Source organism: Streptomyces sp. NPDC055400 (assembly GCF_053644375.1).
Genome location: NZ_JBSHLM010000045.1, coordinates 1 through 1,928 on the forward strand (window position 1 = coordinate 1; position 1,928 = coordinate 1,928).

Here is a 1,928-nt window from a genome sequence, read left to right on the forward strand (position 1 = left end):
ACAGGTGTGCGCCACGAGGCGCTACGCAATCGAGTGGAGGTGGAAGACCTTCTCCGCCGGGCCGTCGCAGCGGTCTGGTGAAGCTGGGGGCAGTCTGATCCGGGGAACGCCGGGGAGGGTGGCAAGCAGCCCCGACAACGGCGGGACGTGCCGGGACTACCGGACGGTGCGGGCCCGTCTAGCGAGGTCAGAAGGTGCAGCGAAAGCGAACCAGTGGTTGAAGCTCCGTAAGCAGCGAGCCGACTCAAACCTGGTGGATACGGGCCGGTATGCAGCGCGTGACCTGCTCGTCCTCGGACGGGTGGGTCAACTCCGAAGCCGGATTTCCTGTTCCGGTGGGGAGGCCACGTTGAATGCCTGCGGCGTTGGCGTGGCGATGTTGCCGGAGTAGAGCTGGGCGTCTCCCTGACCGATCGATTGTGTGGTGAACGTGGGAACCATCCGCGGTTGCCCGAGCCGCTGGACAGCCAGTTCGGCGGTGGGCAGGTCCGTAGCCGACTGATGGCCGTGGGTGGGGCGGAGGCCCCGTAGTAGTCGCGGGAGTAACGACCCGTCGTGGAGACCGGGAAAGCCGGTCGCAGGGCAAAGGGGGCCAGCAAGTCAGTGGCCGAAGTACTGGAATGTCGGGAGAGTCGCCGGTGAATACCGACGAGCTGGAGCGCGCCTTGTATGAGGCGGAGCGTCAGGTACTGAAGATCCAGACCAAGCTGCACCGTTGGGCTCGTGATGACCCTCATCGCAGGTTCGACGACCTGTTCAATCTCGTTGCCGATCCCGGCTTCCTGCTGGTGGCCTGGGATCGGGTGCGGGGTAACAAGGGTGCACGCACGGCCGGGGTGGACGGACGCACGGCGTCGTCCATCGCGCTGTGGGTCGGTGTCGAGGAGTTCCTCGACGTGCTGCGGTCGCAGATCAAGGACCGTAGTTTCCAGCCCATGCCGGTGCGGGAGCGGATGATTCCCAAGGCGGGCGGCAAGCTGCGCCGCCTGGGGATCGCGACGATCACCGACCGGGTGGTGCAGGCATCCTTGAAGCTGGTGCTGGAGCCGATTTTCGAGGCGGATTTCCTCCCGTGTTCCTACGGGTTCCGCCCGAACCGCCGGGCTCATGACGCGGTGGCGGAGGTACGTCTGCTCACGTCCAAGAAGTATGAGTGGATCGTGGAAGGCGACATCAAGGCCTGCTTCGACGAGATCTCGCACACCGCTCTCATGGAGCGGGTGCGGGCACGCGTCGGGGACAAACGCGTCCTGGCCCTGGTGAAGGCGTTCCTCAAGGCGGGCATCCTCAGCGAGGACGGTCTGCTGCGGGACAACGACACCGGAACCCCGCAGGGCTCGATCCTTTCGCCGTTGCTCAGCAACGTCGCTCTCTCGGTCCTTGACGAACACATCGCCCGGGCTGCGGGAGGTGCCGGAACTGATCTCAACGAGCGCCGGAGGCGTCGACGCCGAGGTCTGCCCAACTACCGGCTGGTCCGGTACGCGGACGACTGGTGCCTGATGGTTCACGGCACCAAGGCAGACGCCGAAACGCTACGCGAAGAGATCGCCGAAGTCCTCACCACGATGGGCCTGCGCCTGTCGCCGGAGAAGACTCTGATCACCCACATCGAGCAGGGCCTGGACTTCCTCGGCTGGCACATCCAGCGCCACCGAAAGCCAGGCACCAACCGGTCCTACGTCTACACCTACCCGGCCAAGAAAGCCCTGCGGGCCGTCATGGCCAAGGTCAAGACGTTGTGCCGGGAGGTCGGCACGAACCAGCCGCTCGACGCCCTGCTTGCCCGGATCAATCCGGCAGTGCGGGGCTGGTGCGCCTACTTCCGTCCCGGGGTGTCCTTCGCAACCTTCTCCTACCTGCGCAACTACATGTGGCACACGGTCTGGAGATGGGTCCAGCGCAAGCACCCCAAGACGGGCCGGAAG

Annotated in this window: 1 protein-coding gene; it reads left to right on the top strand. The window is 65.5% G+C overall.

Translation table 11 applies throughout. From position 1 onward, the window contains the following. Window positions 1–638: 638 nt before the first annotated feature. Window positions 639–1,928, top strand: a 1,290-nt coding sequence (gene ltrA, locus ACWIGU_RS44830; protein ID WP_454407707.1) for a group II intron reverse transcriptase/maturase, incomplete at its 3' end; no start/stop codon positions are given.